The sequence below is a fragment of the Mucilaginibacter sp. genome, assembly GCF_028288105.1.
Taxonomy (GTDB): Bacteria; Bacteroidota; Bacteroidia; order Sphingobacteriales; family Sphingobacteriaceae; genus Mucilaginibacter.
Genome location: NZ_JAQBOI010000223.1, coordinates 22,664 through 38,493 on the forward strand (window position 1 = coordinate 22,664; position 15,830 = coordinate 38,493).

Below are 15,830 nucleotides of genomic sequence, written 5' to 3' on the forward strand. Positions count from 1 at the left end.
AGATTCCTTACGGCAATAATCCGCATGCCTCTTCCGACTTAAGACTTTCGACTTTTCCATTAACTCTGTGCGGTCTCGAATTGCAGCTGGCTTAAATACCGGTATAAGCCCTGCTCATTTGCTATCAGCTCCCGGTGGTTACCGGTTTCGATGATGTTACCTTTTTCCAGTACAATGATCTTATCCGCTTCGCGGATAGTGGATAAGCGGTGGGCGATAATGATAGATGTACGGCCTTTCATCAGCACTTCCAAAGCTTCCTGTACCAAACGTTCGGATTCCGAGTCGAGCGATGAGGTTGCTTCATCCAATATCAGTATAGCCGGGTTTTTGAGCAATGCACGGGCTATGGCAATACGCTGACGTTGTCCGCCGGATAGTTTTATGCCGCGCTCACCAACAACGGTATCGTACCCTTCCGGGAAAGAGGTGATGAACTGGTCGGCATTGGCTTTTTTGGCCGCCGCTACAATTTCTTCTTTGCTTGCACTCAGTTTACCGTAGGCAATATTCTCTAATATAGTACCGCCAAACAGCAGTACATCCTGTGGAACAATGGCTACCTGATTACGGATATCTGTTAGGGCATATTCATCGGCATCCAGTCCGTCAAAATAAATGCTCCCGCTTTGCGGATGGTAAAATTGGAGTATCAACGCGGCCATGGTAGATTTACCCGAACCGCTTGGCCCCACAATAGCTACCCGCTGCCCGGCCTCGGCAGTAAAAGAAATATCTTTCAAAACCGTTAGCTCCGCACGCGATGGATAGGCAAATACCACGTTATTGAACGCCAGGTTACCATAAATTTTCTGTTTAACAACATTATCGATAGCGTTAATAGAAACATCTTCGCCTTTCTCATCCAGTATCTCTAAAACACGCTCGCTGGCACCAACAGCTTTCTGGAGGTTAGCATATAAATCCGGGAAACTACCCATTGCAGCACCTACAAAAATCGAGTACATGATAAAAGTGGTAAGATCGCCAAAGTACATTTCGTGGTTATGCACCAGTACAGAGCCATACCATATTACGCCTACAAACGTCCCAAACAAACAGAATACTATAAAGGAAGCGAATACGCCCCTGAATTTTGCACCGCGCACAGCAATATTTACCACATCGCGCAAGATCTTGTTATAACGGTTAGCTTCGAATGATTCATTTACAAAAGCCTTGACATTGGCAATACCCTGTAAGGTTTCTTCGATAATGGTATTAGACTCGGCCAGCTTATCTTGCGCCTGCCTTGACAGGTTGCGTATAAAACGGCCAAAAACAACTGCAAATGCAATAAGAAAAGGCAATATAGCCAATACCGCAAGTGTAAGTTTTATAGAAACTATGGCCAATAATACCACACTGCCTATCATAATTACCAGTTGCCTTACCATTTCGGCAATGGTTGTGGTTAAGGTATCCTGTATCTGCGAAAGATCTGCAGAGATGCGGCTGTTCAGTTCACCAACCCTGCGGTTAGCAAAAAAATTCATGGGTAGGGTTATCAGTTTAAAATAGGTATCGCGCCTAATATCGGCCAGTGATTTTTCTGCAACCTGTACAAACCAAACTATTCTGAAAAATGATATAAAAGCCTGGCCAAACAACAAAACCATGCCGGTAATACCTATCAATGTTATGCTATGTGGTAAAAAGGAGTATTTGTATTTATCCTGCGCGGCATCAATTAAAGCGCCTAATATAGCAGGGAAGGCAAGGCCAACCAGGCTCGATATAAACAGGAATAATAAACCGGCTATAAATTTGCCCCGATATGGTTTTATATAGGTGAGTAGTTTGGCTACCTTCTGTAAACTTTGTGAATTTATTTTTGCTTTGGGTAATTCTGCTTCTGCCTTACTGCCACTGTTCAGTCGTCCTCTTGCCATTTATATTTTGATGTACTATTTTAATTAAAACGTAAAATTAAGCCTTTCTTTTCCTTTTAATGACCAATAGCACTAAAATTGACGCAAGCATGAAACCAAATACTATAATAGATAGTACTTTTCTCTTCTCATAATCTTCAATTTGCTTTTTTAGCTGGGCACTTAAGGTTTCGTTTTGCTTACGATAACTGTTAATGGTATTCATGTAACTAATACGTGCTTTTTCAACTTCCTTCACATTGTTCTCGACCTGCTTCTTTTGATATGCGGTATAATTCAATTGCGATGTGCGGTAGTCAAAAAGTTTCTTCAGCTCTATGAAGATCTCATCGTCGGTATCCACAATATCCATCAGAATATCGTTTGATTTGCGGATATCGTTTTTGGTTTGCATGTGGAATATGCCACTGCGTTTGGTAAGGCTGCTATCGTACTGGCTAAACTTTACCTTGCGGGCAGCAAGCATAGCGTTTATCTTGCTGCGTTGTTTGTTATATGCAACCGAGTCTGTATTTACCTGTGCAAAAACACCGGCGCTAAAAAGCAGGAGGGAAGTCAATAACAATAAATGTTTCATAGCCCTTAGTCTATTGAAAATCAATAATTACGCTATCGCCAAGGTTTAGGCCTAAAAGTCCGCTGGCGTTGCCTTTGTTTATGGCAATCTCCAGGTGGTCGCTTATACCGAACAGACAAAGTTTTTCGCCTTCGGGTACTTCATTATAATGCCAGCTTAGCTGGGTTATGGTTTCGTTACGTTTAAAGTAAAGTACAAAACGCCTGCCTTGCTGCACACGGTTAAAAAACTCTTTGGTAACATTGGTTATTACATTCTGGAACGAATCGATATAGATCACCGCCCCTTTAATTAAATTCTTTTCTATAACGGGCTGCAAGTTCATTTTGTTTTCAACACTGGTTACCGGTAAGCCTATCTCGGCCAAAGTTCCGCCGTTGGCTAAATGGCAGGCGGCCTTCACAAAAATATCTGCCAGCGGGAAATGCAAAAACTTCAAATCCTGTATAATATTAATTTCCACAATCTCTTCCGGGTCCTGGTCAAACATCAGCGAAAATATGCCATTATCGGCACCAACAAAGTAGTGGTTTTTGTACTTAACGGCCAGGTAACGGGTATAGGTATTGTACACAGTATCAATACCTATAAGGTGTACGGTATTGTCTGGAAAATAGTAAAAACTGTTCTTTAAAATAAAGGCGGCCTGTTGCACATTAAAGGCGGCAACATTGTTAGTAATATCTACAATATTTACCGTTGGGAGCAATTTATAAATACTACCTTTAAGGGCAGCCTGATAAATATCTTTATCGCCCAGATCAGTAGTTAAAGTTATAATTGCCATTAATTTTGTAAATATTTATTGCTAATCTTGTAAAGCATTTAAAGGTGCAAATATTCAATTTTTAATTCATAAAAATTCGCAAACTGACAAAAATCAATTAGTATTGAACGAGCTAAAGTTATCAATTGAGCAAATAAACCCCGCAGTATTATGGGGACCGAATAACGATCATTTCGAGATCATAAAGAAGCAATTCCCTAAGCTTAAATTAGTTGCACGTGGCAGCGAAGTAAAAGTTTTAGGTGATGAGCACGAACTAACCGTTTTCCAGGAAAAATTTGATTACCTGGTGCAGCATGTAGAAAAATTTGAGAGCTTAAATGTTATTGATGTGGAGCGGATATTAGGCGCTAAGCCTACTACCAAACCTGCAGCAGCAGGCGAAAGCACACCTGATAAATTTGCAAGTGGCGAAGTTTTGGTATTTGGCCCCAACGGTATTATGGTTAGGGCGCGCACGCCGAACCAGCACCGCATGGTTGATAGCCTGAGCAAAAACGACATCTTGTTTGCTATTGGGCCCGCGGGTACTGGTAAAACATACACCGCTGTAGCATTAGCTGTTAGGGCTTTAAAAAACAAAGAGATAAAACGTATTATACTTACCCGCCCGGCTGTTGAGGCAGGGGAGAACCTGGGCTTTTTACCGGGTGACCTGAAGGAAAAGATAGATCCATATCTGCGTCCATTATATGACGCGCTGGATGATATGATACCGGCCGAAAAGCTAAAACTTTATCTGGAGAACCGCACAATTGAGATTGCACCGCTTGCATTTATGCGTGGCCGTACACTTGACAATTGTTTTGTGATTTTAGATGAAGCGCAAAATGCTACAGATATGCAGCTAAAAATGTTTTTGACCCGTATGGGGCCATCTGCTAAATTCATAGTAACGGGTGATGTAACACAGATAGATCTGCCAAAGAAACAGCAATCGGGACTTTATACCGCCTTGCGGATATTAACAGACATAAAGGGTATTGATATTGTTTACCTGAGCGGCGAAGACGTTGTACGCCACAAACTGGTGAAACGCATTCTGGAAGCTTACGGAGATATTCAATAATTAGAACAAGACTTTTAGAGTCAGGAATCAAGACAGGATCTATCTTATCTTGATTCTTGCCTCGATTCTCATATAACATGGACGCAATAAAAGAAACACACTTTAACTTTAAGGGACAAACCAATTACTACAAGGGTAAAGTCCGCGATGTTTATACAATACAGGATAAATACCTGGCAATGGTGGTTACCGACCGTATATCGGCCTTTGATGTGGTATTGCCCGAAGCTATCCCTTACAAAGGGCAGGTATTAAACCAGATAGCTGCTAAATTTTTACAGGCTACATCTGATATAGTACCTAACTGGGTAATAAACGTACCCGACCCAAGTGTTACTATCGGCCGCATTTGCGAACCTTTTAAGGTGGAAATGGTGATAAGAGGGTACTTAGCCGGCCATGCCGCGCGTGAGTACGCTTTAGGCAAACGCCAGGTTTGTGGTGTTACTTTGCCCGAAGGTTTAAAAGAGAATGATATTTTGCCGGAACCTATCATTACACCAACTACAAAAGCATCGGTAGGGCATGACGAGGATATATCCCGTGAGGAAATACTGAAACAAGGTATTGTAAGCGAAGCAGATTACGTTCAATTGGAAAACTATACCCGCCAATTATTTAAACGTGGTACCGAAATAGCCGCCAAACAAGGCCTTATTTTGGTAGATACCAAATATGAATTTGGTAAGGTTGGCGATACCATTTACCTGATAGATGAAATACATACGCCAGATTCATCAAGGTATTTTTACAGCGAGGGTTATGCTGAGCGCCAGGCAAGCGGCGAAGCTCAAAAACAACTCTCGAAAGAATTTGTTAGAAAATGGCTTATCGAAAACGGTTTCCAGGGTAAGGACGGGCAAAAGGTTCCGGAGATGACAAAAGAAATTGTACAGTCTATATCAGAACGATATATTGAACTTTATGAACAAATTACAGGCGAAGCTTTTGTTAAACACGAGCTTACTGATGTAGTAAAAAGAGTTGAAAACTCAATTAATAAGGCTTTGGCTATTTTGTAATTCTTTAATTAAAGATAAATTAATTATATCTTAGCTTTTTAATTATAGCAATATGAAATTCACGGTTGACAAACACGAGAAATATATTCTAATCAAGCTTAACGAATCAAAATTAAACTCTTTGGTTACGCCTCAGCTAAAATCCGAGTTAATACTGATCAATACAGAAGGGCAGAGGAATATCATCCTTGATCTTTCGCAAGTGAAATTTGCAGATTCATCTGGCTTAAGCAGTTTATTAGTAGGGCATCGTTTATGTAAAAATGCAACCGGTTCATTTATACTGTGTGGCTTAAATGAAGCTGTTTCCCGCTTAATTACAATATCTCAGCTTGATAATGTACTTTCTATTGTTCCAACATGCGAAGAAGGCATCGACCTTATTTTTATGGAAGAGATAGAAAAAGAACTGAAGAAGGAAGTTAGATAATAACCTGTTTACCCCCGGTATGAAATTTGAAGTTACAATACTGGGCAGCAGTTCTGCGACCCCTATTTTTAACAGGAACCCAACTGCGCAGATACTTAATATAAACGAAAAGCTTTATTTAGTTGACTGCGCCGAAGGTACCCAGCAGCAAATGCTGCGCTTTGATATTAAAGCCAACCGCATAGATCACATTTTTATTAGCCATTTACATGGCGACCATTATCTTGGTTTGGTTGGCCTGCTATCATCAATGCACCTTAACGGCCGCAAAAAAACTTTAAAAGTATTTTGCCCGCCACCTTTAAAAGAGATTGTAGACCTGCAATTAAAATATTCTGAAACCACACTGAACTATCCTGTCGAGTTCATTTTTACCGATGCTACCAGCAGGGGGGTGATATTAGAAAACCAGGATATTTTTGTAGAAACTATTCCACTTAATCACCGTATTCCCTGCACCGGCTTTTTATTCAGGCAGAAAAAACGTTTAAGGAAACTGATCAAAGAAAAGATAGAGGAACTGCAAATACCAATTCCATATTATACAGCAATTAAAAAGGGTAACGATTACGAAGCTCCCGATGGTAGTATTTATAAGAATAGCGTACTTACTATTGAACCCCAGGAGCCTAAATCATACGCTTACGTATCAGATACGCTTTACAATGAAAACTATTTGCCGCAGATAAATGCTGTAACGCTGCTTTACCACGAAGCTACTTTTTTGAATGATATGCTGGATAGGGCAAACCAAACCCACCATACAACCGCATTGCAGGCTGGCGAGGTAGCTGTAAAAGTAAATGCAGGTAAATTGATTATAGGTCATTTCTCGGCCCGTTACAAAACCCTTAATGAGTTGCTGGACGAAGCACAAAGCGTTTTCCCCAATACAGAGCTTGCTGTAGAAGGAAAAACATTTGTGATATCAGAGTGATTTTTCAGTTGGCAGTAAGCAGTTTAAACTACTCACCATTCACTGCTCACAACACTTAATCTGCTTTTTTACCAAATACCGAGAAGTGTACATAACGGCTTGGGTGTGCTTTAATATCAAGGAAAAGGTTATTTAGGTTGCCCGAAGCCGTGTTAAGATTATCGTACATCTTAGTATCGTTAAGCAATAAACCCAAAGATCCTTGTGTGCTGTTGATCTTGGCCATAGTAGCTTGCAGATCGGCTACGGCTTTATTGGCATTATCTAAGGTTCCTTTAATATTTGAATTAGCCAGATCGGTACTAACCCTTTCAAAATTGGTAGAAATACCCGTTAAACTTGCTGTGCTGGTTTTTAAATTACTTGATGCAATATCTGCATTAGCCATTATAGAGTTGATATGGCTGCTTTGCGCGCCAACTATGGCATCTATCTTTTTGGTAGTACCTTCTAATGTTTGTAAGGAATTTGCAATACTGGTGAAACTACGATCAACATTTGCCTGAAACTTTGGGTTCATAATTTTATTAATAGCACCCAAAGCAGAATCAACCTTAGTTATTAATACTTCCGCTTTCTTTTGAATTGGCTGCAGGCTTTCTGCCAGGCTGCCTTGTATATCAGCGCGTAAGGTATCCTGGTCGGCGGCATATTTGGTACTATTACCTAATTCAAAAACAATAGCCTTGCTGCCTAAAAGATCGGTGCTTTGTAGTTTGGCTAAAGTATTATCGGGTATGTTATATTGCTTATCTACTTTAAACTCAACAGTGGTGCGGCCATCAGCATGCAACTCCATTTTTGATACCCTGCCTATTTGAAAACCATTCACCAAAACAGGCTTTGATATGGTTAAGCCTTCAACGCTACGGTAAATGGCGTAAAATTTATTGGCAGATGAGAAAACATCATTCCCACGTAAAAAGCTGTATCCTAATATTAATATGGTTATAGATATTGCGGTTAATGCCCCAATTTTAGTTTCGTTAGAAATTTTCATAGGTATGTGTATAGGTTGCAGGCATTAAGCCGATAATATTATTGTGTTACTACTTGTTCTACTTCTTTTTTATAATTGATCAAGGCCCTCACTATCGAGTTCACAATCTCATTCTGGCCAGCTTCCGAGTTTAAATACTCTTCATCATCGTGGTTATTTATATAACCCGTTTCTACCAGTACCGATGGCATTGCTGTATGGTCAAGCACAAATAGCACCTGTTCCCGCACACCTTCGCTTCGGCGGCCATCACCATCGGTAAACTCCGTATTTATTAAGTTGGCCAGGTGTATGCTTTGTTTACGGTATTTGTTTTTAAATGCGTTAAGCAAAATAACCGATGCTGGGTCGTCCGGGTCATAACCATTATACTGCTCTTTGTAGTTTTTATCCTCATACAATTCGGCGTTTTCACGAAGCGCTTCAATTTGCGGGCCTATTCTTTTTGTGCTGTAAACAAGCAGTAAAGGCCCTTTGCCTGAACGGTCTGGAACCGAAACTGTTTTGTATATAGGTATTTTTTTGCCCCTTTTGCCTTTTTTGTAACCGACTATTTCGGTACGGCGCCTGTCTGACAACGAGTTACAATGTATAGAAATAAACACATTACCATGATTGGAGTTGGCAATATCCGCCCTTGAACGGAAGGCTATGTCATCATCGGTAGTACGTGTCATGATAACGTTAACATCATTCATTTCTTTTTCTATCGCTTTCTGCAATTTAAGTGCTATTGCAAGCGTTACATTTTTTTCAACTGAATAAGAGCCGAATGCACCCGTTTTTTTACCGCCATGGCCTGCATCAACAATAATGGTTTTAAGTTTAAAACTATTATTTACAACGGTATCCTTTTTTATGTAATCTTTTGATGTGAACGAAAACAATGAGAAGCAAACTATTATCGCGGCAAAGCCACAAATCATTCTTTTCAACCTGTTCAATATTTTATTTTTCATTATGTTTGAACGCTGTTAACTGTACCTGCAAAAATACTATTCATAATCAATTTTGAAATTAGTTAGGCTTTTTTTTCTACTTGCACTTATATTAATGGTTAATGTGATAGCCTCTGCACAAACAGGCAATCAAAATGTAACTGTTAAAGATACTATTATTAAGCCTGATTCTGCCAGGAATAAGAAATTGCCCGGCACTAAAAGCCAGGCGCCGGCTGCAAATGCCCAAAAATCGGGGCGCAGCTTTACCGCTCCAAACTCAGTTCTTTCTACAAAAAAGGATACTACGCCAAGTGCTGGTGGCCTTAAATCAATTGGTAAAGCTATAGCCGAAGATTCATCATTTGTAGATAATGATAACAAAATAAAATACCTATACGGCAAGGCGCATGTTACTTATGAGGATTTTGAACTGGATGCTGAATTTATTCGTGTTGATGAAAACAAGCACCAAATATTTGCCCGCGGTGCTATTGACCCAAAAACAAGGCGATATATAGGCAGGCCTTTATCAAAACAAGGCACCGAAAAGCCGGTTGCGTCAGATTCCCTGCTTTTTGATTACAAGACCAAAAAAGGGAAAATATGGAACCCGGCATCAGAGCAGGAAGGTAACTTTATATCCGGCGGGCAGGCAAAAAGACTCAACGAAACCGAGGTAGCTTACCGCAATGTAATTTTTAGTACCTGCGATCTGCCTTTCCCTGATACACACTTTGGCATAGTTATTACAAAGGGTATCGGTCAAAAAAATCGTATTATTTCGGGGCCGGCATATTTGGAAATTGCTGGCGTGCCTTTACCATTGGCTATCCCGTTTGGTTTTTTCCCAAAGCCAGATTCACGTACATCAGGGGTTATATTGCCAACGTTTGGGGAAGATGCAAAACTTGGCTTTTATTTACGTAACCTGGGTTATTACATTGGCTTAAATGATAATATTGATGTTACAACTATGGCCAGCTTGTATTCAAAAGGGTCGTACGAGTTAAGCTCTAACATACGGTATTTAAAACGTTACAAGTATGGTGGCAATTTAACGTTAAGTTATGGCTCGCATAATTATGGCCTGGCCGGCGATCCGGCTGTAAAAGATTTTAATGTTGCATGGACACATTCACAAGACCCAAATGCTAACCCCGGTACAACATTTAGCGCATCGGTTAATGCAGGTACGCAAAGTTTTTACAGGAACAGCCCGGGGCAAAGTAATTATAACCTGGAATCACTTACCCAAAATAACTTAAGATCCAGTATATCTTACGGGAGAGTATGGGCAGGAACGCCATTTAACCTTAACGTGAGTTTAGGCCACAGCCAGGATCTTACCAAAAAAACAGTTACCCTGGAGCTTCCTACATTTAGTTTCAACATGTCAACATTGAGTCCATTTGATTCTAAAGACCGTGTTGGTGAGCAAAAATGGTATCAGCGTATTACTGTTGGTTATAGTTTGGTTGGTACAAACAAACTGAATGATATTCCCGAATCAGAGTTATTTAAAGCAAACACTTTCAGTAAACGCTTACAAAATGGCTTACAACACCAAATACCGATTGCCTTTAATAGTACTTTTCTGAAATACTTTCAATTTAGCACAGGCGCTAACTATACCGAACGCTGGTATATGCAAACCATCCGCAGAAGGTTTGACAGGGGTAGCGTTGCCGGCCAGGTATTACCGGTTACCGATACCATTGCAGGCTTTGCCCGTGCAGGCGAGTATAGCTTAAATGCAAGCGTCTCTACAAAAATATATGGTACAATACCTTTTAAGAAAGGTAATATAAAAGCTATCAGGCATGTATCAACACCGTCTATCAGCTTTAACTACCGCCCGGATTTTGGCGACCCAAGTTATGGCTATTACAAAACAGCCGTTAGCAGCGCCACAGTTCCGTATCCATATTATGCACAACGATATTCCATTTTTGAGCAATCAGTTTATGGCGGGCCTTCACCGGGCAAACAAGCGGGTATAGGCTTCTCGCTCGATAATACTATTGAAGCAAAGGTTAAGGCGAAAAGTACAGATACATCTGGTGTGGACAGGAAGATACCTATTCTGCAAGGTTTAACTTTTTCTACCTTTTATAATTTCGCGGCTGACTCCCTAAAGCTTTCGAATATTAACTTTTCGGGCCATACAGCAATCTTAAACCAAAAGGTCAACATCAATTTTAGCGGCTCATTTGACCCATATGTTACGCAGGTGCGCGATTCAATTTCAAACGGACGCTTACAAAACTATATCAGAAAGATAAACCGCTATAGCTGGCAGGATGGTAAATTACCTATGCTTGCTAACTTTAGTTTCTCTATGAGCGGGAGTTTAAACCCGGCAACTTTTAGGCCTAAAAACGTAGTGCCCGTTGGTACTACACTGCAAACAATGGACCCCAACCAGGCACAAAGGCTGGCCATGATAAACAGTGATCCCGGTGCGTATATCGATTTTAATATCCCCTGGAATATCTCCCTTAATTATAGCTTTAATTACAGCAACAACATTATAAACAGCTCATCAAGTAATACAGTGATGTTAAGCGGAGATGTAAGTATTACTCAAAAATGGAAAATACAATATAATAGCAACTACGATCTTAAAGCAGGAAAGCTATCTGATGCTACATCTTTCGCTATCTATCGCGACCTGCACTGCTGGGACTTATCGGTTCAATGGCTGCCTTTTGGGTTTTATAAATCATACAACGTTACCTTAAAGGTAAAGGCATCTATCTTGCAAGATCTTAAGTTAAGTAAACGCAGCGATTATACCAATAATCAAAATTTTAATTAAACATGCTCGCAGAGATAATAACTATTGGCGATGAAATATTAATAGGGCAAATTGTTGATACAAATTCTGCCTGGATGGCCCAAAAGTTAAATGAGGAAGGTATAAGAGTAAAGCAGATATCGTCAGTGTCTGACGATCGTCAACACATACTTACCGCCCTTGCCGAAGCCACAACCCGTGCAGATATCATTTTTATTACAGGAGGACTTGGCCCCACTAAAGACGATATTACCAAACAAACCCTTGCCGAATACTTTAATGTTAAACTGGTTTTAAATGATGATGCCCTAAATAATGTACTTAATATATTTAAGCGTTATAACAGGCCACTGCTTGAGGTAAACCGTAAACAGGCCGAAGTTCCCGAAAACTGTGAAATAATACTAAATAACAATGGTACCGCACCGGGTTTGTGGTTTAATGTTAATGGTAAAATATACGTATCAATGCCGGGTGTTCCCTTCGAGATGAAGTACATGATGGAGGAAACGGTGATACCTAAACTGAAAACAGCATTAAAACTGCCGGTTATTATTCACAAAACCATATTAACGGTTGGCGAGGGCGAATCTTTCCTGGCAGAAAAAATAGCGGATATAGAAAACGATCTGCCCGCTAATATTAAGCTTGCTTATTTACCAAAAATGGGGCAGGTGCGTTTAAGGCTTAGTGCTTATAGCGATGGTGAAACCTCACTAAATGATAAATTAGAAGAATTTTCCAGCCGAATTGTTGAAAGAGTTGGCCACAATGTGGTTGCACAGGAAGATATTCCGCTTGAAAAAGTGATACTGAACCATATGGCTGGTAAAGGGCTTACCTTATCAGTTGCAGAAAGTTGCACGGGTGGATATGTGTCTCATTTAATAACCCAACATGAGGGCTCATCGCAAGTTTTTTTAGGCGGCGCAGTAACTTATTCTAACGACTTAAAAGAAAATATTTTAGGCGTAAAAAACGAAACCCTATACCAATTTGGCGCTGTTAGCCAGGAAACTGTAACCGAGATGGTTGAAGGTGCATTAAGGCAATTTAAATCAGATTATGCGTTAGCAATAACCGGTATTGCCGGCCCGGGTGGTGGTACCCAGGAGAAGCCCGTAGGCACCGTATGGATCGCGGTAGCAAACGCAAATAAAACGGTTGTTAAGAAATTCACATTTGGCAACAAGCGCTTACAGAATATAGAGAGAAGTGCCGTAGCTGCATTTTTCATGTTAATTACTTTACTAAAATAAAGTAAAATGTAACGTTTGAATTGTATAATTTTGTCCAAAGAACTATAGTTTTTACATATGGCCAAATATCAATTATTACTGCCAAAAATGGGTGAGAGTGTTGCGGAAGCAACAATAATTAAATGGACTAAAAAACCAGGTGATTATATAGAAGCCGATGAGGCAGTTATGGAAATAGCGACCGATAAGGTCGATTCAGAAGTTCCATCGCCGGTATCCGGAAAATTAGTTGAACAGCTTTGTAAAGAAGATGAGGTAGTACAGGTGGGCTCTGTAATTGCCATTATTGAAACTGATGCGGCCGAGAGCAATGATATATCACCAGCTGCAACTGTAGCAGCCCCACAATCTGTAGCAGAAAAAGCACCACAATTTGTAGCACAAGCAACACCGCAGGCAATTGTTGAAGAACAGGCCCCTGAGCTTGTTGCTGATATACCGGGCATTGATCAAATTGAACAAAGAGAAACTACCCCTGTTAGCAGTGTTAAGTACGAGAACCGTTTTTACTCGCCTTTAGTTAAAAATATAGCCACCCAAGAGGGTATTGGTAGTGCCGAACTTGATCAAATACCGGGTACAGGTGCCGAAGGCCGTTTAACAAAAGACGACCTGCTGAATTATCTTCAGAAACGTGGCGTTAACGGATCTGCAACACAAAACTTTACGGCCCCGCAACAAACGGAAGCTACACAGCCTATTCCTGCACCGTCACCGCAGCCAGTAGAGCCTGTACAATCAAAAACCGCTGTACCTGTTGCCGAAGCACCTAAAACTGCCCCACAAGCTGCAGCTACTTCTGTTTCGGGTAGCCATGAGATAATTGAAATGGACCGCATGCGTCGTTTAATTGCCGACCATATGGTTTACAGCAAGCATACGTCGCCGCATGTAACTTCATTTGTTGAAGCTGATGTTACCGAACTGGTAAATTGGCGGGAGAAAATAAAAAACTCATTTGAAAAGCGCGAAGGTGAGAAAATAACCTTTACGCCAATATTTATAGAAGCAGTTGTAAAAGCTATTAAAGATTTCCCAATGATAAATGTTTCGGTTAACGGAACACAGATCATCAAGAAAAAGGATATCAATATTAGCATGGCAACCGCGCTGCCAAGTGGTAACCTTATTGTACCGGTTATTAAAAAAGCCGACGAGTTAAGCCTTGTAGGCATTACTAAAGCCGTTAATGACCTTGCTAACCGCGCCCGTAACAACAAACTGCAGCCCGATGATGTAAAAGACGGTACATTTACTATTACTAACGTTGGCTCCTTTGGCAATGTAATGGGTACGCCCATTATTAACCAGCCACAAGTTGCTATACTGGCCGTTGGCGCAATTAAAAAGAAGCCTGCAGTAATAGAAACACCAAAAGGAGATGCTATAGCCATAAGGCATATGATGTTCCTGTCCTTATCATATGATCATCGTGTAGTTGATGGCGCATTGGGCGGATCATTTGTAAGCAGAGTAGCCCATTACCTGGAGAAATGGGACATTAACAGGACTTTATAAAACAGGATATATTAATTCAAAACAAAAAGGCTTCCAAATATGGAAGCCTTTTTGTTTTATAACTTAATCAGCATAGCCGGCCAGCTGTAAGGTTTCGGCATCCTTATCAAAATTCCGGGTAAGCATTTCATAAATTATTTTAAGCCATATTAAAAGGCACGGAAACGCTATTAAGGCATATGGTATAACATAGTTGACCCTTAAATATCGCGGAAAAAGATCGGAAGGAGAAAAATTGGTTAACACCAGGGCAAATATGATAAGGAAACGCTCGTATCCGGTAATTGGCCTGTCTAAAATTACAAACCAGATACTTACACCAATAAATGCGATAACATAGGTTGGTGGTTCGGAACTGGTGCTGAATATTATAGTAAAAATTAGAACTGATGACAATAACAGTAATTGATATTTCAGGTTCCTCCAGTATTTAATTCTAAGCATAGAGGCCCCAAATACTAATATCGCCGGAACTAATATGAGCATGTTTGATAAATTCTTCACCAAGAATATCTTGGTTATCATACCCATTACGCTTACGTTCCCTCGGGTAGAGGTAAAGTTTGCCGCGTTTTTAGCTAATAGATCGGGGTACCAGTCACGGTAAGTTTTTAAAATATACTCGGGCGATGATACCAACATTGGCAGTACAAACAATACTACCGACCAAAAAATAAGGCTTAAAATAAACTTGAGTTTGTTATCTGAAAAGAAAAAGAAGGCAAGCCCCACAATACCGTACAGCTTAATTGCGGTACCTAAAATTATCATCAGCGCGGCCCAAAAATCCTGCTGCTTTCTAATAAATATAAAACTGAAAATTACCAATGCTGTGATCAGTGGATTAACCTGCACATTACCGGATGAACCCATTATACTATTAACATTCAACAACAGTATCACAAGCTTTTGAGAATTATTTAAAGGCAATTTTATAATTGAATAATATAAAATAAAAGCGAGGAACATTACCCAAAGTATAACCCCTAACTGATTGGGCATTAAAGCAAAAGGTGCAATTACCAAACCAAATACCGGCCCGTAGTGGTTAAGATCAAAGTAATATTGCGGCTCGGGGCCAAACAAACTTTGCTGATGAATCAGGTTTAAAAAGTTATGCTTATAAATGATATAGTTATTATGCGTAGTTTCTTTATTCGAAAAATGCATAATAACATCTTTTGCCACAGCAAAAAAACTCAGGCCAAACCAAAGAGTAAGAATTAAAGGCTTATTGAACAGGATATTTTTAAGTTTTTGCATATAAGGCGTATGGGCTTGCAATAATACGTAATGCTGATAGAGATATAAAGAGTGCCTTAAAATAAAAAAGAGACTGCACAGTTAAGTACAATCTCTTTTATATTCTGACGCATACTATTACAGCACGGCTGCATACTGTATTTCCTTTGCCAAAGTAACTCCTGTTAACTGATCTGCAAAGGCCACAAAAGCCTTATTATCTGCTATGCGTTCCTGGTTGTCGATAAGTTTTTGCAGGTTTATCTTTCCGATAACAAATTTGTAGCTGCCCGAATAAAAACGTTCGTGAATGTGTTCAAACTCTAAGGCTTCAACCAAACCTTCATCCTCATAACGCA

The 15,830-nt window shown here is 40.1% G+C and carries 13 protein-coding genes and 1 pseudogene; 7 read left to right on the forward strand and 7 right to left on the reverse strand.

The annotated features are described in order from the left end of the window. Positions 1-59: 59 nt before the first annotated feature. The 3 genes from JWQ85_RS15295 to JWQ85_RS15305 are packed head-to-tail and all read right to left on the reverse strand — an operon-like array spanning position 60 to position 3,256. Positions 60-1,892, reverse strand: coding sequence for an ABC transporter transmembrane domain-containing protein (locus tag JWQ85_RS15295; RefSeq protein ID WP_299469482.1), 1,833 nt, complete (start codon positions 1,890-1,892; stop codon positions 60-62). A 37-nt stretch (positions 1,893-1,929) separates the two neighbouring features. Then, positions 1,930-2,469: a hypothetical protein gene (locus JWQ85_RS15300; RefSeq protein ID WP_299469484.1), complete on the reverse strand. Its 540-nt coding sequence runs from the start codon at positions 2,467-2,469 to the stop codon at positions 1,930-1,932. Between the two features lie 10 nt (positions 2,470-2,479). Beyond that, on the reverse strand, positions 2,480-3,256 hold the full coding sequence (locus JWQ85_RS15305) for an SAM-dependent chlorinase/fluorinase (RefSeq protein ID WP_299469486.1): 777 nt from the start codon (positions 3,254-3,256) through the stop codon (positions 2,480-2,482). 103 nt (positions 3,257-3,359) lie between these two features. Here JWQ85_RS15305 and JWQ85_RS15310 point away from each other — a divergent pair, with 103 nt between their 5' ends. From JWQ85_RS15310 to JWQ85_RS15325, 4 genes are all read left to right on the forward strand, one after another. Further along, positions 3,360-4,325 carry a PhoH family protein gene (locus JWQ85_RS15310; RefSeq protein WP_299469488.1) on the forward strand — a complete coding sequence of 322 codons (966 nt, stop codon included), beginning with the start codon at positions 3,360-3,362 and terminating at the stop codon, positions 4,323-4,325. 77 nt (positions 4,326-4,402) lie between these two features. Then, positions 4,403-5,347 (forward strand): phosphoribosylaminoimidazolesuccinocarboxamide synthase, encoded by a 945-nt coding sequence (locus tag JWQ85_RS15315; protein ID WP_299469490.1) that lies wholly within the window; start codon positions 4,403-4,405, stop codon positions 5,345-5,347. 52 nt (positions 5,348-5,399) lie between these two features. Next, positions 5,400-5,777 carry an STAS domain-containing protein gene (locus tag JWQ85_RS15320; protein WP_299469491.1) on the forward strand — a complete coding sequence of 126 codons (378 nt, stop codon included), beginning with the start codon at positions 5,400-5,402 and terminating at the stop codon, positions 5,775-5,777. A 19-nt stretch (positions 5,778-5,796) separates the two neighbouring features. Continuing rightward, positions 5,797-6,714, forward strand: coding sequence for a ribonuclease Z (locus tag JWQ85_RS15325; protein ID WP_299469493.1), 918 nt, complete (start codon positions 5,797-5,799; stop codon positions 6,712-6,714). A 55-nt stretch (positions 6,715-6,769) separates the two neighbouring features. On the opposite strand, the gene JWQ85_RS15330 is transcribed toward JWQ85_RS15325, so the two are convergent. Both JWQ85_RS15330 and JWQ85_RS15335 read right to left on the reverse strand, forming a co-directional pair. After that, complete coding sequence (locus JWQ85_RS15330; protein ID WP_299469495.1) at positions 6,770-7,714, reverse strand: MlaD family protein; 945 nt, start codon at positions 7,712-7,714, stop codon at positions 6,770-6,772. Positions 7,715-7,752: 38 nt separating this feature from the next. Continuing rightward, positions 7,753-8,673, reverse strand: a complete 921-nt coding sequence (locus tag JWQ85_RS15335; RefSeq protein ID WP_299469497.1) for an N-acetylmuramoyl-L-alanine amidase — start codon at positions 8,671-8,673, stop codon at positions 7,753-7,755. Positions 8,674-8,767: 94 nt separating this feature from the next. Here JWQ85_RS15335 and JWQ85_RS15340 point away from each other — a divergent pair, with 94 nt between their 5' ends. Genes JWQ85_RS15340 through JWQ85_RS15350 form a run of 3 tightly spaced genes read left to right on the forward strand, consistent with a single transcriptional unit; the run spans position 8,768 to position 14,229 of the window. Then, positions 8,768-11,473, forward strand: coding sequence for a putative LPS assembly protein LptD (locus JWQ85_RS15340; protein WP_299469499.1), 2,706 nt, complete (start codon positions 8,768-8,770; stop codon positions 11,471-11,473). 2 nt (positions 11,474-11,475) lie between these two features. Next, the gene (locus JWQ85_RS15345) at positions 11,476-12,711 is read left to right on the forward strand and encodes a competence/damage-inducible protein A (RefSeq protein ID WP_299469501.1); all 1,236 of its coding nucleotides are present in this window, start codon (positions 11,476-11,478) and stop codon (positions 12,709-12,711) included. A 57-nt stretch (positions 12,712-12,768) separates the two neighbouring features. Continuing rightward, positions 12,769-14,229 carry a 2-oxo acid dehydrogenase subunit E2 gene (locus tag JWQ85_RS15350; protein WP_299469503.1) on the forward strand — a complete coding sequence of 487 codons (1,461 nt, stop codon included), beginning with the start codon at positions 12,769-12,771 and terminating at the stop codon, positions 14,227-14,229. Positions 14,230-14,292: 63 nt separating this feature from the next. On the opposite strand, the gene JWQ85_RS15355 is transcribed toward JWQ85_RS15350, so the two are convergent. After that, a complete protein-coding gene (locus JWQ85_RS15355; protein WP_299469505.1) occupies positions 14,293-15,492 on the reverse strand; it encodes a glycosyltransferase family 87 protein in 1,200 nt (399 codons plus the stop codon). 117 nt (positions 15,493-15,609) lie between these two features. Next, positions 15,610-15,830: pseudogene (locus JWQ85_RS15360) on the reverse strand (hypothetical protein); the annotation flags it as partial.